Source organism: Microbispora triticiradicis (genome assembly GCF_005864065.1).
Taxonomy (GTDB): domain Bacteria; phylum Actinomycetota; class Actinomycetes; order Streptosporangiales; family Streptosporangiaceae; genus Microbispora; species Microbispora triticiradicis.
Genome location: NZ_VANP01000002.1, coordinates 678,060 through 697,790, shown reverse-complemented (window position 1 = coordinate 697,790; position 19,731 = coordinate 678,060). Strand labels below are relative to the sequence as shown.

General features: G+C 71.6%; 15 protein-coding genes. 3 read left to right on the top strand and 12 right to left on the bottom strand.

Annotation, left to right across the window (positions count from 1 at the left end; genetic code table 11):
- Positions 1–364 precede the first annotated feature (364 nt).
- From FED44_RS08125 to FED44_RS08115, 3 genes are all read left to right on the top strand, one after another.
- Complete coding sequence (locus FED44_RS08125; RefSeq protein WP_138460230.1) at positions 365–1,528, top strand: polysaccharide deacetylase family protein; 1,164 nt, start codon at positions 365–367, stop codon at positions 1,526–1,528.
- A gap of 247 nt (positions 1,529–1,775) precedes the next feature.
- On the top strand, positions 1,776–2,387 hold the full coding sequence (locus FED44_RS08120; RefSeq protein ID WP_416360967.1) for a Uma2 family endonuclease: 612 nt from the start codon (positions 1,776–1,778) through the stop codon (positions 2,385–2,387).
- A 241-nt stretch (positions 2,388–2,628) separates the two neighbouring features.
- Positions 2,629–5,811: a penicillin acylase family protein gene (locus tag FED44_RS08115; RefSeq protein ID WP_138460229.1), complete on the top strand. Its 3,183-nt coding sequence runs from the start codon at positions 2,629–2,631 to the stop codon at positions 5,809–5,811.
- A gap of 56 nt (positions 5,812–5,867) precedes the next feature.
- Here the strand turns inward: FED44_RS08115 and FED44_RS08110 are convergent, their stop codons facing one another.
- From FED44_RS08110 to alaS, 12 genes are all read right to left on the bottom strand, one after another.
- On the bottom strand, positions 5,868–8,441 hold the full coding sequence (locus FED44_RS08110) for a phenylalanine--tRNA ligase subunit beta (RefSeq protein ID WP_138460228.1): 2,574 nt from the start codon (positions 8,439–8,441) through the stop codon (positions 5,868–5,870).
- Complete coding sequence (pheS, locus tag FED44_RS08105) at positions 8,441–9,541, bottom strand: phenylalanine--tRNA ligase subunit alpha (protein WP_117408917.1); 1,101 nt, start codon at positions 9,539–9,541, stop codon at positions 8,441–8,443. The genes FED44_RS08110 and pheS overlap by 1 nt, the downstream gene beginning before the upstream one ends.
- Before the next feature lie 107 nt (positions 9,542–9,648).
- Entirely contained in the window at positions 9,649–10,743 is a 1,095-nt protein-coding gene (locus tag FED44_RS08100) for a sensor histidine kinase (RefSeq protein ID WP_117408918.1), read from the bottom strand.
- A 96-nt stretch (positions 10,744–10,839) separates the two neighbouring features.
- Positions 10,840–11,673, bottom strand: a complete 834-nt coding sequence (locus tag FED44_RS08095) for a TrmH family RNA methyltransferase (RefSeq protein ID WP_138460227.1) — start codon at positions 11,671–11,673, stop codon at positions 10,840–10,842.
- Between the two features lie 68 nt (positions 11,674–11,741).
- The gene (rplT, locus tag FED44_RS08090) at positions 11,742–12,122 is read right to left on the bottom strand and encodes a 50S ribosomal protein L20 (protein ID WP_117408920.1); all 381 of its coding nucleotides are present in this window, start codon (positions 12,120–12,122) and stop codon (positions 11,742–11,744) included.
- 25 nt (positions 12,123–12,147) lie between these two features.
- Complete coding sequence (gene rpmI, locus FED44_RS08085; protein WP_030504936.1) at positions 12,148–12,342, bottom strand: 50S ribosomal protein L35; 195 nt, start codon at positions 12,340–12,342, stop codon at positions 12,148–12,150.
- Positions 12,343–12,484: 142 nt separating this feature from the next.
- A complete protein-coding gene (gene infC, locus FED44_RS08080; protein ID WP_279633857.1) occupies positions 12,485–13,081 on the bottom strand; it encodes a translation initiation factor IF-3 in 597 nt (198 codons plus the stop codon).
- Positions 13,082–13,359: 278 nt separating this feature from the next.
- On the bottom strand, positions 13,360–14,199 hold the full coding sequence (locus tag FED44_RS08075; protein WP_117408922.1) for a shikimate dehydrogenase: 840 nt from the start codon (positions 14,197–14,199) through the stop codon (positions 13,360–13,362).
- On the bottom strand, positions 14,196–15,350 hold the full coding sequence (mltG, locus tag FED44_RS08070) for an endolytic transglycosylase MltG (protein ID WP_117408923.1): 1,155 nt from the start codon (positions 15,348–15,350) through the stop codon (positions 14,196–14,198). Before mltG (FED44_RS08070) ends, FED44_RS08075 begins: the two co-directional genes overlap by 4 nt.
- Positions 15,351–15,516: 166 nt before the next feature.
- Entirely contained in the window at positions 15,517–16,551 is a 1,035-nt protein-coding gene (mltG, locus tag FED44_RS08065) for an endolytic transglycosylase MltG (protein WP_138460226.1), read from the bottom strand.
- Positions 16,548–17,051, bottom strand: a complete 504-nt coding sequence (ruvX, locus tag FED44_RS08060; RefSeq protein ID WP_138460225.1) for a Holliday junction resolvase RuvX — start codon at positions 17,049–17,051, stop codon at positions 16,548–16,550. Before ruvX ends, mltG (FED44_RS08065) begins: the two co-directional genes overlap by 4 nt.
- 7 nt (positions 17,052–17,058) lie before the next feature.
- On the bottom strand, positions 17,059–19,731 hold the full coding sequence (gene alaS / locus FED44_RS08055; RefSeq protein ID WP_117408926.1) for an alanine--tRNA ligase: 2,673 nt from the start codon (positions 19,729–19,731) through the stop codon (positions 17,059–17,061).

Sequence of the window (19,731 nt, the reverse complement as noted above, 5' to 3'; positions counted from 1 at the left end):
TTCGAACCGGCGACCGCGTGGCGGGAGGGCAGGAGTCGTCGCCTGGGCCGCCGCACCCGGTTGGACCACGCGGGCGGAAGGTGAGCTGCCTACAGGGGCGGCCTCCGACAGCGGGCTTCCCGGGACGGCCTCCGCAGGGCCTTCTGGCGGCGTGAAAAGTTCATCGGTGTTTCAGCAGGCCAGGCCTGCTTGATCGCACATAGGACTGAAATGTTTCTGGGGGTTCTTTGACACTTTTCGGGGGCGGTTCCCAGAATGAGGCCTCGGCGAACCCCCGGGGCCGGGCGGCGCTCCCCACCAGGGCACCGCGCTACCCGGCCCGTCCCGCCTGCGCCTGAGCAGGGTTCCAACTGGAGGAGCGAAGATGGCCGACAGCGCCGTGCCCGTCGTCAGACGTCCCGGTTTACGCAAGACTCTCGCCACGGCGCTCGCGAGCGTCGCCGCCGCGGCACTGGCGACCGTGGCACTGTCCCCCACCGCGGCCAACGCCGCCGACTGCAGCGCCGGATACGTCGGCCTCACCTACGACGACGGACCCAACCCCAGCAACACCACCAACCTGCTCAACACCCTCAAAGCCAACGGCCTGCGCGCCACCATGTTCAACATCGGCCAGAACGCCCAGAACAACCCCTCCCTCGTACGGGCCCAGGTCGACGCCGGAATGTGGGTCGGCAACCACAGCTACACCCACCCCCACCTCACCCAGCAGAGCAGCTCCCAGATCCAGTCCGAACTCCAGCGAACCCAGCAGGCCATCCAGCAGGCCACCGGAACCGCACCCAAACTCTTCCGCCCCCCATACGGCGAGACCAACAACACCCTCAAGTCCGTCGAACAACAGCTCGGCCTCCGAGAGATCATCTGGGACGTCGACTCCCAGGACTGGAACGGCGCCAGCACCGCACAAATCGTCCAAGCCGCCGGACGCCTCCAAAACGGCCAGATCATCCTCATGCACGACCAGTACGCCACCACCGTCTCCGCCATCTCCCAGATCGCCGCCAACCTCCGCAGCCGCAACCTCTGCGCCGGCATGATCTCCCCCACCACCGGACGCGCCGTCGCCCCCGACGGCAGCGGCCCCGTCACCCCATCCCCATCGATCCCGCAGTCCCCCAGCGCCACCCCCACCTCCGGTGGTGGCAGCGGGGCGATCCGGGGCGTGGCCTCCGGCCGCTGCATCGACGTGCCCAACGCCAGCCAGAACGACGGCACCCAGGTGCAGCTGTACGACTGCAACGGCCAGACCAACCAGACCTGGTCGTCCACCTCAGCCGGTGAGATCCGCGTCTACGGCAGCAAGTGCCTGGACGCGGCCGGCACCGGCAACGGCGCCGTCATCCAGATCTACTCCTGCCACGGCGGCAACAACCAGAAGTGGCGGGTGAACTCCGACGGCAGCATCCAGGGCGTCCAGTCCAACCTGTGTCTCGACGCCGCCGGAGCCGGCACCGGCAACGGCACCAAGCTCCAGCTGTACTCCTGCCACGGCGGCAACAACCAGAAGTGGACCTGGACCAGATAGTCCCCCGCCCGTGGCCCGCGATGTCGGACACCCCGACGCACCGCGGGCCACGGCCCTTGGGCCGGCAGTCAGTCTCCTGTCGCGTGGGCTGACCGCCGGAACGGTGCGGCGCTCTCCGGGAGTGCCGCACCTTCTCACTGTCCGGGCATGCTCCGCGACGTGGCGCCGGCACGGAAAACCCGCGTTCCGGCAGGGGACAGCCGGGGAATCACTTCGCGTGACGCTCACGCGTTGCTACCGTGAGTGCATGACGGCTGAGGTGCGGAGCGAAGTGCCCATGAGCGATATATGCGGCGTTCCCCGTTGGGTTTTCCCTCCACCGGAAGGATTTCGGGCCACCGACCTCGATCACATGCCGCAACTTCCTGCGCACACAGAGTTGATTGACGGAAGCTTGGTCTTCGTGAGCCCCCGAGCTTCCTTCCACACACTGATGCTGTTTCTCCTTGAGCGGGAACTACGCCGTTATGTCCCCTCTCAACTGCGCGTACGTCGCGAAATGAGCATCATTCTCGGCACTCGCCAGAGGCCCGAGCCCGACATGGTGATCATTCGCGCGGAGGCGGTGCAGGGGACGGGCGAGACCGCCTATCAGGCCGGCGATGTGGTCCTGGTTGTGGAGGTCGTCTCGCCCGAGTCCGAGGAGCGGGACCGCAAGCGCAAGCCACAGCTCTACGCCGAGGCGGGGATCGCGCACTTCTGGCGGATCGAGAACCAGTCCGGGCGGCCCACGGTCTACGTGTACGAACTCGACCCCGCCACCACCGCGTACGCGCTGACCGGCATCTACCACGACCGGCTCAAGGTGTCGGTGCCCTTCGACGCCGACATCGACCTCGCCGAGATCGACGAGCTGTAGGCTCCGGAACCTCCGATCCCCACCAGCGACGGCCCTAGCCGAGCGCTCCGGCTCCGTGAGCGGCGGCGGGCCGTGCGTTGACTGCGATCGGCAGGTTCTGCCACGATCGCGGCAAAGTTGGCATTGCTCCTCTGGTTACCCCCGCGTATCGTCCAGAGTTGAGCCCCACTCACATTCACGCGCGTGACAGCACCATCCTGCCGTCCCTTCACCCCCTGACACCGCGAAGGGAAGTTCCCCCATGCACGCGCGCCTCCGACGGGCGATCACCGCTGCCGCCGCGCTGGTCCTCGTCTCCGTCGGCCTGCCGGCGGAGACGGCCACCGCCGCCCCCTATTACCCGCCCGACGACTACTGTCTGGGTCAGTGCGCGGACGTCCTGCCGCCCGGGCAGAACGGCAACGCCACGCTCGTGGACATCCTGGGCAACCAGACCCTGGGCACCTACCCGGCCCACAGCAGGGACCAGCTCGGCAGGTACGCCGACCTGATCTCCGGCTACACCGGGCTGACCGACGAGCAGATCTCCGCGTTCTTCGGCGACAGCGGCTTCGGCGTGCCGGCGAACCAGGTCGAGAGCACGGTCAGCCCGCGGTCCGACGTCACGATCGTCCGGGACAAGGCGACCGGCGTGCCGCACGTCACCGGCACCACCCGCGAGGGCACGATGTTCGGCGCCGGGTACGCCGGAGCCCAGGACCGCCTGTGGCTCATGGACCTCATGCGGCACGTCGGCCGGGGCGAGCTGACGCCGTTCGCCGGCGGCGCGGCGGGAAACCGGGAGCTGGAGCAGAGCGTCTGGCGCAACTCCCCCTACACGGAGGCCGATCTCCAGGCCCAGATCGACCGGCTGCGGGCCTCCGGCGGCCGCGGCGCCCAGCTCTACACCGACGTGCAGAACTACATCGCCGGGATCAACGCCTACGTCGACCGGTGCATGTCCGCCCGCAACTGCCCCGGCGAGTACGTCCTCACCGGCCACCTCGACGCGATCACGAACGCGGGAGGCCCGCAGTACTTCAAGATGACCGACCTGGTCGCCGTCTCCGGGGTCATCGGCGGCCTGTTCGGCGGGGGCGGCGGAGCGGAGATGCGGTCCGCCCTCGTACGGGTGGCCGCGCGGGCGAAGTACGGCGCCACCGAGGGCGACCGGGCCTGGGCGGCCTTCCGCTCGCAGAACGACCCGGAGACCGTGCTCACGCTGCACGACGGGCAGAGCTTCCCCTCCGGCGCGGCGCCGTCCGGCGCGACCGGCGTGGTGCTGCCCGACGCGGGCACGGCGGCCCCGGTCGACGTCACGGCGAACGAGACCGGCAGCGCGACCTCCCCCACGACGGCGGTCACGAGCGCGCTGACCGGGCTGACGGTGGACAACTCCCGGCCCGGCATGTCGAACGCGCTCGTGGTCTCGGCCGCCAAGGCGACCGGCGGCCACCCGATCGCCGTGTTCGGCCCGCAGACCGGCTACTTCGCGCCGCAACTGCTCATGCTGGAGGAGCTGTCCGGGCCCGGCATCCGGGCGCGGGGGGCGGCCTTCGCCGGGCTCAACCTCTACGTGCTGCTCGGCCGCGGGACCGACTACGCCTGGAGCGCCACGTCGGCCGCCGAGGACATCACCGACACGTACGCGGTGACGCTGTGCGACCCGAACGGCGGCACGCCCGCCCTGTCGTCGGACCACTACCTCTACCACGGCACCTGCACCGCCATGGAGACGCTGAAGAAGACCAACTCCTGGAAGCCGAACACGGCCGACTCCACCGCCGCCGGCTCCTACGACCTGGTCATCAAGCGGACCAAGTACGGCCTGGTCACCTGGCGGGGGATGGCCGGCGGCGTGCCGACGGCGTTCACGGCGCTGCGCTCGACCTACCAGCACGAGACGGACTCGGCGGTCGGCTTCCAGATGTTCAACGACCCGGCCGAGATGGGCTCGCCGGCGGCCTTCACGAACTCCGCTTCCAAGATCGGCTTCGCCTTCAACTGGTTCTACGTCAACTCCGCCGACACGGCGTACTTCATGTCCGGCAACGTCCCGGTGCGGTCGGCGGTGTCCGACCCGAACCTGCCGATGGCGGGCGACGCGGCGCACGAGTGGAGCGGCTTCGACCCGGCGGTCAACACGGCGGCCTACACGCCGCCCTCGGCCCACCCGCAGGCCGTCAACCAGGACTACTTCGTGAGCTGGAACAACAAGCAGGCCAAGGACTACGGCGCGGCCGACGGCAACTTCAGCTTCGGCCCGGTGCACCGCGCCGACCTGCTGGACGCGCCGCTCCGGTCTGCCCTGTCCGCGGGCACGGTCGACCGGGCCGGGGTGGTGAAGATCATGGCCGCGGCCGCCGTGACCGACCTGCGCGGATGGAAGGTGCTGCCGAACCTGCTCCGGGTGATCGGCAGCGCGTCGTCCGTGCCCGATCCCGCCCTGGCCTCCGCCGTCGCCAAGCTGTCCGCCTGGGCCGAGGCGGGCGCCCGGCGGCAGGAGACCACCAAGGGCAGCAAGACGTACGCGCACGCCGACGCCATCCGGATATTCGACGCGTGGTGGCCGAAGCTGGTGCGCGCGGAGTTCCAGCCCGGCCTCGGCGACGGGCTCTACCAGTCGCTGACCGGCGCGCTGCAGATCAACGAGTCGCCGTCCGGGCACCAGCAGGGCGACGTCTCCGCGCTGCCCGGGTCGGCCAACGAGTCACAGCCGCACAAGGGCTCGGCGTTCCAGTACGGCTGGTGGGGTTACGTCGACAAGGACATCCGGGCCGTGCTGGGTGACCCGGTGACCGCTCCCCTGCCCGCCAGGTACTGCGGCGCGACCGTGGCGGCCTGCCGCACGGTCCTGCTGGACAGCCTGTCGGCCGCGCTGGCCGAACCGGCGGCGACGACCTATCCCGGTGACGACTCCTGCTCCGCCGGGGACCAGTGGTGCGCCGACGCCGTGCGGCAGTCGCCGCTCGGCGGGATCAAGCACTCGCTGATCTCCTGGCAGAACCGGCCGACCTATCAGCAGGTGGTCTCGTTCCCGGCGCACCGGGGCGACGACGTGAGCGACCTCGCGCTGGGCGGTACGGCGAGCGCGTCCAGCACCGAGGGCTCCAACGCGCCGGGGCGGGCGGTGGACGGAGACCCGGCGACCCGGTGGGCCAGCGGATGGAGCAACAACCAGTACATCCAGGTCGATCTCGGCTCCGCGAGGACCGTGGGGCGGGTCATCCTGCGCTGGGAGTCGGCCTACGGCTCGTCGTACCGGATCCAGACGTCGCCCGACGGCACCGCGTGGACCACCGCCGCGCAGACGACGACCGGCGACGGCGGCGTGGACACCGTGACGTTCGCCCCGGTCAGCGCGCGGTACGTGCGCATGCAGGGGGTCAAACGCGCCACCCTCTTCGGCTACTCGCTGTACTCCTTAGAGGTGTACGGCAGGTGACGCGGCTCGCGGGCGGGCGCCGGCGACAGACCGGCGCCCGCCCGCGATCGTGCTCGTCAGGCGCCGCGGAGGTGGGCTCCGGTGCGCTCCGCGGCGAGGGCGACGGCGGCGTCCCGCGCCGCCGTGGTCTCCTCGGCCGTGAGCGTGCGGTCCGGCGCCCGGAACCGCAGCGTGTACGCCAGCGACTTGTTGCCCTCGCCCACCTGCGGCCCGGTGTAGACGTCGAACAGCCTGACCGACTCCAGCAGGCCGCCCGCGCCCTCCGCCAGGGCTGCCGCCACCTCCGCGACCGGGGTCGCGGCGGGGACGGTCAGCGCGACGTCCTGGGTCGCCACCGGGTAGGCGGACACGGGGGGCGTCTGCACCGGCCCGGCGGGCCGCAGCAGTGACAGCTCCAGCTCCATCGCGCACGTGCGCGGGGGCAGGCCGTACGCCTCGATCACCCGGGGATGCAGCTCACCGGCGTGGCCGGCGAGGACCTGCTCCCCGGTCTCCGGGTCCGGCACGGTCAGCGCGGCGCAGCGCCCGGGGTGCCAGGGCTCGTGCTGTTCGGCCCGTATGACGAGCTCGCCACCGGCCGCCCGCGCGGCCGTGCGGGCCGCCTCGACGGCGTCCGCCCAGGTCGCCTGCCTGCCCTCGCCCCACCAGCCGGAGCGGTGGAACTCCCCGGCGAGCACCACGGCCACCCGGAACGGCTGCCGCGGCAGCGCGATCTCGATCGCCGCCAGCTCCTCCTCCGAGGGCCGGCGGTCGACCGCGAGAATCGGGGCCGACGCGGGCGCGTCCGGTTCGGGCCGGTAGACCAGCCCCGACTCGAACAGCGCCACGTCGGCGAACCCGCGGCCCACATTGCGCACCAGCGTCTTCAGCAGCCCCGGCAGCAGCGTGGTCCGCATGTACGGCTCGTCCTCGCTGAGCGGGTTGACCAGCCGGGTCGTCCGCCTGCGCGGGTCCCCCTCGGGCAGCAGGAGATTGTCGAGGTCGCGCGGACCCATGAACGGGTAGGCGAGCACCTCGACGTATCCCGCGTGGGCCAGCGCCCGGCCGACGCGGCGGCGCAGCCGCTGCCCCTCGGTCAGGCCGCCGCCGGCGGGGGCGGGCGGCAGCACCGACGGGATGCGGTCGTAGCCTTCGAGCCGGATGACCTCCTCCGCGAGGTCGTTCGGGTCGGTGAGGTCGGGCCGCCAGCTCGGCGGGACGACCGTGATCGGGTCCTCGCCGTCGACGGACAGCTTCCCGGCGAGGTCGCCCGACGCGAGCACCCCGGTCGCGGCGACGCCCTGACCGCCGTCCGGCCGGGAGGCGGCGGCGCCCTCGGTCACCACGCAGCCGACCTGCTCCAGCCGGCGGATCACCGTCTCCCGCCCGTAGGCCACGCCCGCGACGCGGTCCGGGTGGCCGGCCGGGATCGTGATCCGCACCGGGGCGACGTCCACCTGCGCGTGCGTCACGCCGGGGTCGGCGACGGCCCCGCCCAGCTCGGCGAGGAGCCGGACGGCGCGCCACGACGCGGCCAGCGGCAGCTCCCGGTCGACGCCGCGCTCGAACCGCTTGGACGCCTCGCTCACCAGGTTGTGCCGCCGCGACTCCCGGGCGATGCCGGTGGCGGAGAAGTGGGCGGCCTCGATCACGATGTCGGTCGAGGTCCCGGAGATCTCCGTGTGCAGGCCGCCCATCGTGCCGGCCATCGAGATCGGGCCGGAGTCGTCGGTGATGAGGATGTCCTCCTCGTGGAGCGTCCGCACCACGTGGTCGAGCGTCTCCAGCGTCTCCCCCGGACGGGCCCGCCGTACGACGATCGGGCCGGACAGGCGCGACCGGTCGAAGGCGTGCAGGGGCTGGCCGAGCTCCAGCATCACGTAGTTGGTGACGTCGACGGCCAGCGAGACCGAGCGCACACCGGCGCGGGCCAGCCGCACCCGCATCCACAGCGGCGACTCCGCGGCGGGGTCGAACCCGGTCACCGAGCGCAGCACGAACCGGTCGCAGGCGGTCGGGTCGCCGATCGACGCCGGCCAGGACTCGCCGTGGCCGTCCGGCGTCTCGATCGCGGCGGGGTCGCGGAACGGCACGCCGAAGGCGGTCGCCGCCTCGCGGGCCACGCCCCGGATCGACAGGGCGTATCCGCGGTCGGTGGCGACCTCCAGTTCGAGCACGTCGTCACGCAGGCCGAGCAGCTCGACGACGTCCGCGCCGATCGGGGTGTCCGGCGGCAGCAGCAGGATGCCCGGGGACGAATCGGCGACGCCGAGCTCGGCCTCCGAGCAGATCATGCCGTCCGACAGCCGCCCGTACGTCTTGCGGGACCCGATCTCGAAACCACCGGGCAGCACCGCGCCCGGCAGCGCGACCGGGACCACCGCGCCCTCGGAGAAGTTCGTCGCGCCGCAGACGATCTCGCGCGGCGTGGCCTCGCCGACCTCGACCCGGCAGTGCCGGATGGGCTTCTTGAACCCGGTCAGCTCCTCGATCTCGAGGACCCGGCCGACCACGATGTTCTTGATCTCGTGGCCGTGCGAGTGGAGGGCCTCCAGCTTGAGGCCGGCGGCGGTGAGCCGGTCGGCCACCTCCTGTGCGGTGACCGCGGGGAGATCGACGTACTCCCGCAGCCATGAAAGCGGGACCTTCATCAGACCTCCATCCCGAACGGCAGGGTGAACCGGATGTCGCCCTCGACCATGTCACGCATGTCCGCGGCGTTGTGGCGGAACATCAGCGTCCGCTCCACGCCCATGCCGAAGGCGAACCCGGAGTAGACGGCGGGGTCGGCGCCGCAGGCGATCAGCACGCGCGGGTTGACCATCCCGCAGCCGCCCCACTCGATCCAGCCCTCCGACTTGCAGGTGCGGCAGGGCGGGTTGCCGGGCACCGCGGAGGAGCCGCGGCAGACGAAGCAGCGCAGGTCGAGCTCGGCCGACGGCTCGGTGAACGGGAAGTAGTGCGGCCGGAACCGGGTCGTGATGCCGTCACCGAACATCACCTCGGCGAACCGGTCGAGCGTGCCCTTCAGGTGGGCCATCGTCAGCCCCTTGTCGACCGCCAGGCCCTCGACCTGGTGGAAGACCGGCGTGTGCGTGGCGTCGAGCTCGTCGGTGCGGAAGGTCTTGCCCGGCGACACCACGTACACGGGCAGCGGGCGCGACAGCAGGGCCCTGATCTGCACCGGCGAGGTCTGGGTGCGCAGGACCTTCCCCGACTCGACGCTCTCCACGAAGAACGTGTCGTGGTCGGACCTCGCGGGGTGGTCGGGCGCGATGTTCAGCGCGTCGAAGTTGAACCACTCGCCTTCGAGCTCCGGCCCCTCGGCCACCTCGTAGCCCATCGCGACGAAGGCGTCGGCAATGCGCTCCTGCAGGGTGGTGAGCGGGTGGCGGGCGCCGCGCGGCGCGTGGTCCCACGGCAGCGTGACGTCGACGGTCTCCTCGACGAGGACCCGCGCGTCGCGCTCGGCCTCCAGCTCGGCCTGACGGGCGGCCAGCGCCTCGCCGATCGCCTTGCGCGCGGTGCCGATCCGCTTGCCCGCCTCTGCGCGGGCGGCGGGCGGGAGCGCGCCGATCTCACGGTTGGCCAGCGCGATCGGCGAGCGGTCGCCCGCGTGCGCCAGCCTGGCCTGCTTCAGATCGTCGAGGTCGCGCGCCGCCGCGATGGCGGCGAGGGCGTCGGCCTGTGCCCGCGCGACCTCGTCGGCGTGCAGCGGCGTCACCTCGACCGGGTCATAGGTGTTCGACAAGAGAGAGCTCCGTATCCAGGGGCCTGCGAGCGCCCTGCGCTCAGCGTGGTCAGTTTAGTCCGATCAGCCCACCGGGCCGTCCTCCGCGCGAGGGCCTGTGGAAAAGCTCAGGCGAAGTCGGGGGTGCCGGTGGGCAACGTAAATCGGAACTCGGCGCCGCCGCCGGGCGCGCGCTGCACGCTGATCGTGCCGCCGTGGGCCTCGACGAGGCCCTTGACGATGAACAGGCCGAGGCCGGTGCCCCCGCGGCGGCGGCCGTTGCCCCGCCAGAACTGACGGAAGACGCGGTCGACCAGCTCGGGCGCCACGCCCTCACCCTGGTCCCGCACCGACACCGCCACACCCCACTCGACCGGCTCCACCACTATGGTCACCGTACCGCGTCCGTGACGCACCGCGTTTTCCACCAGGTTCCCGAGAACCTGGTCGATCTTGTCCTGGTCGAGCCACGTCTCGGGCAGCTCGCCGAGGACCTCCAGCCGGAAGCGGTCCTCCGGCTCCCCTGCGGCCACCCGTCCGGCGATGATCCGGCGCGCCCGCGCCGGCACGTCCACGACCTGCCGGTGGATCTCCACCCGGCCCGACTCGATCCGCGAGACGTCGAGGAGCTCCGTGATCAGCCGCGTCACCCGGTCGGCGTCCGCGTTGACCGTCTCCAGCATGACGAGCTTCTGGGCGTCGGTGAGCCGCTCCCACTTCGCCAGCAGCGTCGCGGTGAACCCCTTGACGCTGGTCAGCGGTGAGCGCAGCTCGTGCGCGACCGTGGACACCAGGTCCGCGCGGCTGCGTTCGACCCGCGCGCGCGCCGACGCGTCGCGCAGCGTGATGACGACCCGCTCCACCTCGCCGCCGCGCGCGGGCTCCCGGACGAAGCGCGCGGCGACCAGCAGTTCCTGCCGTCCGGGCAGGTGCAGCGGCCGTTCGGGCTGGCGGCTGCGGGTACGCAGCCCGCCGTGCGGGTCGAGCCACTTCCACCAGTCGCGGCCGTCCTGGTCGCGCAGCGGCAGCACGTCGCCGATGAGCCGGCCCACGGCCGCCCGCCGGGTCACCCCGGTCAGCCGCTCCGCCGCCCGGTTGACCATCAGGATCACACCGTCGGGGTCGGTCGCGACGAGGCCGTCGGGAAGGTCGTCGGCGTCGATGCGCGCCCGCCCTCCGGCGTCCCCTTCAGGGGTGCCACCGGGGGTGTCGTCACCTCGCACGAGACCGCCTCCTGACGCTCCGGAACTGCGCGCGCCGCCCCTTCCTGCACGGCTCCTTCGCCGACAATAGCGGGTTTCCGCGGCCCGGCAGCAGCCTCAGCCGCCGGGGGTGGTGGGATCTTCCACGGTTTGTAAGGTCTGTCGCTGAACCCGCGCGGAAGAGTAGAGACACACCGCCGCGGCGGTGGCGAGGTTGAGGCTCTCGGCCCGTCCGTAGATCGGGACGCGGACGACCTCGTCGGCCAGGGCGAGGAGCTCGGGCGGCAGCCCCCACGCCTCGTTGCCGAACAGCCAGGCGGTGGGCTCGTCCAGCGCGACCTCGTCGAGCGTCCGGGTGCCCGCTCCGTCGGCCGCCAGCACGCGCAGCCCGGCCTCCCGTACGTGCCGCACGGCGTCGGCCACGGAGGTGCCCGTCACCACGGGCAGGTGGAAGAGGCTCCCCGCGCTCGCCCGCACGCACTTGCCGTTGTACGGGTCGACCGAGGCGTCGGTGAAGACCACGGAGTCGGCGCCGGCCGCGTCGGCCGTACGCAGGACGGTGCCCGCGTTGCCCGGGTCGCGGACGTGGGCGAGGATCGCCACCAGCCGGGACGTGGGCACGACGGCCTCCGCCAGCGGGACGTGCACGAACCGGCACACGGCCAGCAGCCCCTGCGGGGTGACGGTCTGGGTCAGCTCGGCCATGACCTCGCCGCTCGCGCGGTGCACGGGCACGCCGGCCGCGTGGGCGGCGGCCACGATGTCGGCGTGCCGGGCCTCGGCCTCGACCGTCGTGAACAGCTCCGCCGTGACGTCCTTGACCGCGAGCGCCTCGCGTACCGCCTGCGGCCCCTCGGCCAGGAACGCCCGGTCGCGGTCGCGGAAGGCGCGTTTGGTCAGCCTGCGGGCCGCCTTGACCCGCGGCGACCTGATGTTGGTGAGCTCCGCCATCCCTGCTCATTCCCCCTCAACGTCGATGAGGGCCCACCGCAGGCGGCGGGCCCTCGTCGGAGCAGGTCTCAGGCGACCGGCGCGTTCACGTCGGACGGGAGCGCCTTCTTGGCGGACTCGACCAGCGTGGCGAAGGTCGGGGCGTCGTTGACCGCGAGGTCCGCGAGGATCTTGCGGTCCACCTCGATGCCCGCCAGACGCAGGCCCTGGACGAACCGGTTGTAGGTCATGCCGTTGGCGCGGGCCGCCGCGTTGATCCGCTGGATCCACAGACGGCGGAACGTGCCCTTCTTGTCCTTGCGGTCCCGGTACGCATAGGTCATCGAGTGGAGCATCTGCTCCTTGGCCTTGCGGTAGAGGCGCGACCGCTGCCCCCGGTAACCGCTTGCCCGCTCGAGTACGACCCGGCGCTTCTTCTTGGCGTTGAGCGCCCGCTTCACGCGTGCCATGTTGTTCTATCTCCCCGGGTCGTTACTACTTGGCGAGCAGCTTCTTGATCTTCTTGGTGTCGGCGTCGGACATGACGACGACACCCTCGAGACGGCGCGTACGGGTGGACGGCTTGTGCTCGAACAGGTGCTGCCGGTTGGCGCGGCGGCGGACAACCTTGCCGGATCCGGTGAGCCGGAACCGCTTCTTCGCACCGCTGTGCGTCTTCATCTTCGGCATCTCAGCCGTCTCTCCCTCTTTGGTCCGTGCCGACGGCCCGGGCCGGTAACCCGAGCCGGCGGCTGCCTGACTCCGCGAGACCGTCCCGGTCTCGGATTCTCCGTGTCGTTTCGGGCGCCCTGCCCGGTGGTTCAGGCGGGCGTCACTGCGCCTGCGCGGGCTGCTGCTCCTGCGCGGACTCCTCCGCCGGGCGGTCCTCGCCACGCTGCGCCTTCGCGGCGGCCTTCTCGGCCTTCGCCTCGGCCTTCTTCTTGTGCGGCCCGATCACCATGATCATGTTTCGGCCGTCCTGCTTCGGCTGCGACTCGACGAACCCCAGATCGGTGACGTCTTCCGCGAGGCGCTGCAGGAGCCGGAAGCCCAGCTCTGGCCGGGACTGCTCACGGCCCCGGAACATGATCGTGACCTTGACCTTGTCTCCCGCCTTGAGGAAGCGCACGACGTGACCCTTCTTGGTCTCGTAGTCGTGCGGGTCGATCTTCGGCCGGAGCTTGATCTCTTTGATGATCGTGTGTGCCTGGTTGCGACGGGCCTCGCGCGCCTTCATGGCCGACTCGTACTTGAACTTGCCGTAGTCCATGAGCTTGCAGACGGGCGGGCGGGCGGTTGCCGCGACCTCCACCAGGTCGAGATCGCTCTCCTGCGCCAGCTTCAACGCGTCGCCGATGGAGACGATGCCGACCTGTTCGCCGTTCGGGCCGACGAGGCGGACCTCGGGCACACGAATACGGTCGTTGATGCGGGGCTCGGTGCTGATGGGACCTCCAAAAGACTTCCGCTTGTCTCGACCGTGCGGGAAAAACGAAAACCCCGCACGTCACGCATGCGGGGTCACTGAGCTCTCCTGCCGAAAACTCCGTTGTGATCCTGAACCCGTCCGCCTTTCGGCGAAGCAGGTGGGAGGAGGACCTCCGCTTGCGCGTCCGACTCATGCCGGACCGATCGAGTTCCTACGTTACCACAAACCCGGACGCCCCCCGGTGTATTCCGGCCGGGCCGCCCCGCCCCGGAGACCGCTCAGGAGGCCGCGCGCCGGGCGATCTCGGCCTCGCCGGCCGCGCGCATCGCCGCGACCGGCACGTCCGCCCGTCCCGTCATGAGCTCGACCTGCCGCGCCGCCTGGTGCAGCAGCATGGGGAAGCCGCCCACGACGGTGCGCCCACGCGCCCGGACGGCCCGGGCCAGCGCCGTCGGCCAGGGCGCGTAGACGACGTCGAACAGGGCCCCCTTGTCGGGCAGGCGGGCCGCGACCCGCTCGGCGAGCGCGTCGGCCGCGCCGGACGGCAGCGTGGAGACGACCAGGCCGGCCGCGGGGTCGAAGTCGTCGAAGGAGCGCACGGTCACCGCGACGCCGAGGCGCTCGGCGACGCGCAGGGTCTCCCCCGCGCGGGCCGGGTCGCGCACGACCAGGGTGGCCTCCGCCAGGCCCGTCTCCCGCAGGGCCGCGAGGGCCGAGGCCGCGGTGGCGCCGCCGCCGAGGACGACCGCCGAGGACGGCGCGGGCACGCCCGCCTCGGCGAGCGCCTCGACGATGCCGTACACGTCGGTGTTGTGCCCGTGCCGCCCGCCGTCGCGGAACACGACCGTGTTCGCGCCGCCGACCGCCAGCGCGAGGTCCGAGACGGTGTCGAGCAGCGGGAGCACGGCACGCTTGAGCGGCATCGTGAGCGACAGGCCCGCCCACTCCGGGCCCAGCCCGGTGACGAGGCCGGCGAGCCCGTCCTCGGCGCACTCGATCGCGTCGTAGCGCCAGCCGCCCAGGCCCATCTCCGCGTACGCCGCCCGGTGCAGCACCGGGGAGAGCGAGTGGGCGACGGGCGAGCCCAGGACGGCGGCCCGGCGGACGGTCCCGCTCACTGGTAGTTCCTGTTGAACTCGTCGCGCAGCTTCCAGAACTCCGACTCCTTGTCGGTGAACTTGGTGATGCCCCGCTTCGGGTCGACCGTCACGAAGTACAGCCAGTTGCCGTCCGCCGGATGCAGCGCGGCCTCGATCGCGTGGTCGCCCGGGTTGCTGATCGGGCCGGGCGGCAGGCCGGCGTACTTGTAGGTGTTGTACCGCGAGGTGCTGGTCAGGTCCGCGTGCGACGCGGCGATGCCGTACTTGTTCAGGCCGTACATGACCGTGCTGTCCATGCCCAGCTTCATCGGGGGGTTCGACAGCAGCCGGTTGTAGATGACGCGGGCCACCTTCGGCATGTCCTCGGCGCTGCCCGACTCGGCCTGGACGATGCTCGCGATGATCATTACCTGACGGGGCGAGAAGCCGACCTGCCTGGCCTGGCCCTCCAGGTCGATCTTGTCGGCGGTCTGGTTGAACCGGTCGACCATGTTGGTGAGGATCTGCTGCGGCGTGAGCTTGCTGTTGATCTCGTACGTCGCGGGGAACGCGTAGCCCTCCAGCCGGCCCTTGGCGTAGGCGGGAAGGCCGATGTCGGCGCGGGCCGCCTTCTTGAAGTCCTCGACCGGCTTGCCCGAGGCGGTGGACAGCTCCTCGAAGATCTTGCTGAGCCGCAGCCCCTCACGGATGGTGAGACGGTTGAGCACACGGTTCTTCGGGTCGAGCAGGGCCAGCGCCGAGGCGGCGGACATGCCCTTGCGCATCGCGTACTGGCCCGGCTGGAGCGAGGAGCTCTTCCCGGCCGCGCCGATGGCGTTGACGAACGCCCGCGCGCTGGCCACGACGCCCTGCTCCTCCAGCATCTGGGCGACGTCGGTGGCGCTCTCGCCCTCCTGGATCTCGACGACGACCTCACCCGTCCCCTCGCCGGTGAAGTCCTTGGGGATCATGACGCCGCGCGCCCAGGTGAAGCCCAGGTAGCCGAGACCGGCGAGAACCCCGACGATGATCACAATGGCGAAGAGCGTGGCGACCCTGCCCTTGCGCCGCTGCCGCTTGCGGCGTCTGCGGCTGCGTCGCTGCTGGGCCCGGCCGCCGGAAGGGCGACGCCGGGGAGAGCCGTCGTCGTCCTCGGCGCCGAGCAGGAAGTCCATGTCCAGTTCGTTCATAGTGCGCTGGCCAATCTCTCGGTACGAGAGGCCTCCCGTCAAGCGAGTGTGCCAGACCGAGGGGGTCCGGTGGGGGTCCGGTACGGGTCCGGTATGAGTCCGGACAGGGGGACGTTCGCCTACCGCGGGCCGTCCGGACGGCGCCCTGGACGCACCTGGGCCACCGCTAGTTCGTCCCGAGATACCTGTTCAGCTCCTCCCGATATTTCCTGAACTCCATCTCTTTGTCAGTGAATTTGGTGATTTTACGACGAGGATCGGTGGTCACGAACCAGTACCAGCCACCCTCGGCGGGGTGGAGCGTCGCCAGCAGCGCGCTCTCCCCCGGGTTGCCGATGGGTCCGGGCGGCAGCCCGGGGCGCGCGTAGGTGTTGTACGGGGAGCCGTTGCGCGTGTCCTCGGCGGTGACCTTCAGGGTGTGCCGGTTCAACGCGTAGTTGACCGTGCTGTCCATCTCCAGCTTCGCGCCCCGCGCCAAGCGGTTGTACACCACTCTGGCGATCTTGGGGTAATCGGCCGGGACGCCGCCCTCGGCCTGCACGATGCTCGCGACCGTCACCGCCTGCCGGGGCGTGAGGTTCAGGCGCGGCGCCAGATCCTCCAGGCCCACCTTCTTCGCCGCGAGGCGGAACCTGGCCACCATCTTCCTGAGCATGTCGCCGGCGGTCGCCCCCGGCTCTATCTCGTACGTGGCCGGGAACAGGAACCCCTCGGCCTCGCCCTCGGCGTACTCGGGCAGGCGCAGGCGCCGGGTCTCGCCGGCCGCCTCGGTGAAGTCCTTCAGCGGGATGCCCGTCCCGTCCGCGAGGACGCGCAGCACCTCGCGCAGGCGCAGTCCCTCGGGCACGGTGACCTTGCGCACCACCCGGCTCGCGGGCGCCAGGAGCAGGTCGAGCGCCGCGGAGGCCGACATCCGGCGCCGCAGGACGTAGCGGCCCGGGTGCAGGCCGCTCTCCTTGGACCGGCTGATCACCTGCTCCACGAACGACTGGGCGCTGGCGACCACGCCGGCCTTGGCCAGCGTCTGGCCGACCTCGCCGGCGCTCGTCCCCGGTGTGATCTCGATCGTCACCGTCCCCGAACCGCCGCCGGAGTAGTCGGGCGGGCTGCCGGGCTGGCCGACGACCGCGTGCACGCCGTACGCCACCGCAGCCGCGACCAGGGCGAACCCTCCGCCGGTGACGAGCGCCGCCCGCCTCACCGGGCGGTCCCGCCGCTCGCTTCCTCACCCGGCCCCGCGGGGGGGCCCGGTGGTCCGAGAGGCCTGCCGGGGGGATTGCCGGTGGCCCGCTCTCCGTCGAGCGCGGCCTGCAGCAGCAGGACGGCGGCCGCCTGGTCGATCACGTCACGCTGGTCGCGGGCCTTCACGCCGCTGGAGCGCAGCCGCTGCTGGGCGCCCACGGTGGTGAGCCGCTCGTCCACGAGCCGGATCGGGACCGGCGCGACCGTCCGGGCCAGCCGCGCGGCGAACGCCCGCGCGGCCTCCGCGGCGTGGCTCTCCCGGCCCGACAGCGACGTGGGCAGGCCGACGACGACCTCGATCGCCTCGTGCTCGGCCGCGATCTCGGCGATCCTCGCCAGGTCGCCCCGGCCGCGCCGTACGGTCTCCACCGGCGTGGCCAGCAGGCCCGAGGGGTCGCTGCGGGCCACGCCGACGCGGACGGAGCCGACGTCGACCCCGATCCTGACGCCATGTCTCATCGGCGGATCAGGCCACCGCGGAGGAGATGGCCTCCTCGACCGCGCGAAGCGCGTCACCGATCGCCTCGGGCCGCGTGCCACCGCCCTGCGCCACGTCGTCCTTGCCGCCACCGCCACCCCCGAGAGCCTTGGCGGCGACGCCGACGAGACGGCCCGCCTTCAGGCCACGCTCGCGTCCCGCCTCGCTGACCGCGGCGACGACGACCGGCCGGTCGGAGGGGACGCCGGAGACGACGACGACCGCGGCGCGGTCGCCAGGGAACCTGCCGCGCACATCGAGGGCGAGTTTACGCAGGTCGTCGGCGGAGGTGCCATCAGGCGCGCGGTGCGTGACCACCGAGACGCCCTGGACGTCGCGGGCCTGCGCGGCGAGCTCTCCGGCCACCGCGAGCACCTGGGCCGAGCGGACCTTCTCCAGCTCCTTCTCGGCGGCGCGCAGCCGGGTGACGATGCCCTCGATGCGCTCGGGCAGCTCCTCGCGGCGGGTCTTGAGCTGCTCACTCAGCTGCGCGACGAGCACGCTCTCCCGGGCGAGGAACCGGAACGCGTCGAGACCGACGAGCGCCTCGACCCGGCGCACGCCCGCGCCGATGGACGACTCGCCCAGCACCTTCACCAGGCCGAGCTGGCCGGAGCTGGCCACGTGGGTGCCGCCGCACAGCTCGCGGGAGTAGTCGCCGACCTCGACGACCCGGACCTCGTCGCCGTACTTCTCGCCGAACAGCGCGAGCGCGCCCATCGCGCGGGCCTGGGCCTGGCTGGTGTAGAACGCGTTGACCTTGAGGTCGCCGATCAGGACGGCGTTCACCTCGTCCTCGACGTCGCGCAGCATCGACGCCGGCACGGCGCCCGCGGCGGTGAAGTCGAAGCGGAAGCGACCCGGGGAGTTCTCCGAGCCCGCCTGGGCCGCCGACTCGCCGAGCGCGTTGCGGAACCCGCGGTGGACCAGGTGGGTCGCGGTGTGGCTGCGGGAGATCGCCCGGCGCCGCTCCAGGTCGATGTCGGCCTGCGCCTGGTCGCCGACCCGCACCTCGCCCGTGCGCACCTTGCCGCGGTGCACGATCAGGCCCGGCACCGGCGACTGGACGTCCACGATCTCGATCTCGGCGCCGCCGGTGCGGATCAGGCCCTGGTCGGCGAGCTGGCCGCCGCCCTCCGCGTAGAACGGGGTGCGGTCGAGCACGATCTCCAGGGTGGTCCCCGCACCCGCCGCCGGGACCGACGCGCCGTCGACCAGCAGGCCGATGACATCGGCCTCGGAGGTGGTGTGGTCGTAGCCGAGGAAGTCGACCTTCCCGGCCTTCTCCAGGATGGTGGTGAAGACCGAGATGTCGGCGTTGCCGGTCTTCTTCGCCGCGGCGTCGGCCTTGGCGCGGTCCCGCTGCTCCTTCATGAGCCGGCGGAAGCCCTCCTCGTCCACCTGGAGGCCCTGCTCGGCCGCCATCTCCAGGGTGAGGTCGATCGGGAAACCGTAGGTGTCGTGGAGCTGGAACGCCTGCTCGCCACCGAGCGTGCCGCCGCCCTTGCGCCTGGTCTCCTCCACCGCGACGTCGAAGATCGCCGTACCGGTGCGGAGCGTGCCGATGAACGACGCCTCCTCGGCGTCGATGACCGTGTGGATGTTGGCGGCGTCCGCCTTGAGCTCGGGGTACTGCTGGCCCATGGCCTCGATGGTGACGGCGGTGAGCGCGTGCATGTGCCGCTCCTCGCCCGCGCCGAGCAGGCGGAGGTTGCGGATCGCGCGGCGCAGCATGCGGCGCAGCACGTAGCCGCGGCCCTCGTTGGACGGCAGCACGCCGTCGCCGACGAGCATGACTCCCGCCCGCATGTGGTCGGCGATCACCCGCAGCGAGACGTCCGCCCGCTTGTCGCGCCCGTAGCGCGACCGGGTGAGCTCGGCCGCCGTGTCGAGGATCTTGTACGTGGTGTCGATCTCGTAGATGTTGTCGACGCCCTGGAGGATCGCGGCCATGCGCTCCAGGCCCATGCCGGTGTCGATGTTCTTGGCCGGCAGCTCGCCCGCCACGTCGAAGTCGACCTTGGTGCGGACCTTGCTGAGCTGGAACTGCATGAAGACGAGGTTCCAGACCTCGAGATAGCGGTTCTCGTCGGCGATCGGCCCGCCCTCGCGGCCGTACTCGGGGCCGCGGTCGTAGTAGATCTCCGAGCACGGGCCGCCGGGGCCGGGCACGCCCATGTGCCAGTAGTTGTCGGCGAGGTCGCGGCGCTGGATGCGGTCGAGCGGCAGCCCCACCTCGCGGTGCCAGATGTCCTGGGCCTCGTCGTCGTCCAGGTAGACGGTCGCCCACAGGCGGTCCTCGGGGAAACCGAAGCCGCCCTCGGACTCGGGGCGGGTCAACAGCTCCCAGGCGAACGGGATCGCCTGCGCCTTGAAGTAGTCGCCGAAGGAGAAGTTGCCGAGCATCTGGAAGAAGCTGGCGTGCCGGGTGGTCTTGCCGACCTCGTCGATGTCGAGGGTGCGCATGACCTTCTGGGCGCTGGTCGCCCGCCGGAACGGCGGCGTCTGCTGCGCCAGGAAGTAGGGCTTGAACGGGACCATCCCCGCGTTCACCAGAAGCAGCGTCGGGTCCTCGGCGACCAGGCTGGCCGAGGGCACGACTGTGTGCCCGCGCTCCTCGAAGAAGCGCAGGAAGCGGCGCGCGATCTCTGCCGACTCCAT